Raw genomic sequence first — 1,971 nt, forward strand, 5'->3', positions numbered from 1 at the left:
GGGTACATGGAGGAAGCACGCACGAGGATGTTCCAGGAGGTGCTGCCCGCCGACGAAGCAGGACGCCGCCAGAACGCGTTCGTCGTGAGCAGCGCCGGAGTTGAGTACCGAGCGCCTTTGCACTACCGCGAAGATCCCGTCGACGTACATGTCTGGGTTGCGCAGAGCCGGGCCGTGTCCTTTGAGCTGGCGTACGAGATCCGTGACGCCAACCAGCTGTACGCCGAGGGGACGACCGCGATCGTCGCTTACAACCTGGACACAGGTCGCCCTCGCCGCCTCTCGGATCCCGAACGCTCATTCCTGGCCCGCTACGCCGAGTCCTGATCACGGGTCTCAGGGCGCGGGATCAGGCTCCTCTTCGCCTGCGCCGTCATCGCCTCGCCTTCGGCACCGCCTCTTGCACCATCAGCCCCTTCCTCGCGCTCACCACCACGGCCTTCCGCGTCGGCAGCGTGCCCGCAGTGGTCGGTGTGTTCCTCGCGTACGCCGCGGGGATGGGCCTGGTCGTTGGGGTGTTGACGCTGGCCGTGGCGCAGTCCCGGCAGGCCGCCGTGGCCCGCATCCGCGCCGTCCTGCCCTACGTCAGCCGTGCTTCCGGGGTGCTGATACTCCTCGCCGGCGCTTACGTCGCCTACTACGGCTGGTACGAGATCCGCCTGCTGCGTGGCGATGCCGACCACGACCCCGTGGTGAGCACCGCCACCCGCTGGCAGGGCGCCGTGACCCAGTGGCTGAACGACCTGGGCCCCTGGCCCATCGTGGCCGCCGTGCTCGTCCTGCTCACGTTGAGGTGGACGGCACGGGTCCTGCACCGCCGCCGTGTTGCCGCCCGGAAAAGGAAGTCCCGCCCACCGGACGAAGCGAGGTCCGACGGATCGGACGAGACGTACCACCCGGTGAGGTGACGGCACTTCGGTGCGGGCAGCCCTCGTGCTCCGCCTGCCAGGCACCCTCCCGATCCGGCACCGAGGAGGCACCGAGGAAACCCGCTCGCATCCGCTGAACCGAAGGAAGTGTCGGCACGATGACACCATCCGCCCACTCCGCGACCGCACAGGTCACGTCCCGGCTCACCGCGCTCACCGGTCCACACGCGCAGCAGCTCAAGCAGGCCGCCTGGGTCGCCCGCTGCGTCGGTCGCGGCCGCCACGCACCGCTGAACCACACCGACCTGACCGCCCTCGCGGGCGTCCTGCGCCCCGTCGAGGCCCGCCCAGGCTCCGCCGTCACCACCGCGGGCGCCGCCTCGAACGGGGTGTGGATTCTGCGGGAGGGGCACGCCGAACTGACCGTCGGCACCGGACCGCGCCAGGTGGTGGTGCACGTCCTGCGCGCCGGGGACGTCGACGGCGACGTCCAACTCCTCCTCGGCATGCCCCTGCCCTACACCACCCGCACCCTGGACGCCTGTACGTTCCTGCACCTGCCCGCCGCCGACTTCTCCCGCGTCCTGGACCGCCACCCGGCCATTGCACGTCGCTGGCTCGCTTCCATCGCTGCCCGCCTCGCCCACAGCCAGGCCCGTCTCGTCGCCCAGCTCGGCGCCACCCTGCCCCAGCAGACTGCCCGCCTCCTGCTTGCGGAGGCCGAGGACGGCACCGTGCCACTGCCCCAGCGCACGCTCGCGGCCATGCTCGGCGTACGACGCCCCTCCCTGAACAAGGTCCTCAAAGAGCTCGAGCAGCACGACGTGATTCAACTCGCCTATCGGGCCATCCACATCACGGATCCGGCCAGACTGATCCGACTCGCCAGGTAACCGGCCAGGTGAGTCGTGGACCGGTGTGACGATCGGCTCAGGAGGCCAGCTGCGTCCGCTGTCTGACAGCTCCTCAACTCACTGGAAATGCCGAGGCCACAAGCGGGTTCCCACACCGTCGCCACCGTTCATGACGGGCTTCGGGGCTCCGGGGGGGGCGGCCACACACACCCCCCCCCCCACCCCCCGCGCCCCCCCCCCCCCGCACC

3 protein-coding genes are annotated in these 1,971 nt (G+C 70.5%); all 3 read left to right on the top strand.

Annotated elements, in window-relative coordinates:
• A partial coding sequence (locus ACFWY6_RS45255; RefSeq protein WP_384703727.1) for an acyl-CoA thioesterase occupies positions 1 to 327 on the top strand: 327 nt, incomplete at its 5' end.
• 128 nt (positions 328 to 455) lie between these two features.
• Positions 456 to 908, top strand: a complete 453-nt coding sequence (locus tag ACFWY6_RS45260; RefSeq protein WP_384703730.1) for a hypothetical protein — start codon at positions 456 to 458, stop codon at positions 906 to 908.
• Between the two features lie 119 nt (positions 909 to 1,027).
• Entirely contained in the window at positions 1,028 to 1,762 is a 735-nt protein-coding gene (locus ACFWY6_RS45265; RefSeq protein WP_384703733.1) for a Crp/Fnr family transcriptional regulator, read from the top strand.
• Positions 1,763 to 1,971 lie beyond the last annotated feature (209 nt).

The organism is Streptomyces sp. NPDC059037 (assembly GCF_042740015.1).
In the GTDB taxonomy this organism is placed as follows: domain Bacteria; phylum Actinomycetota; class Actinomycetes; order Streptomycetales; family Streptomycetaceae; genus Streptomyces.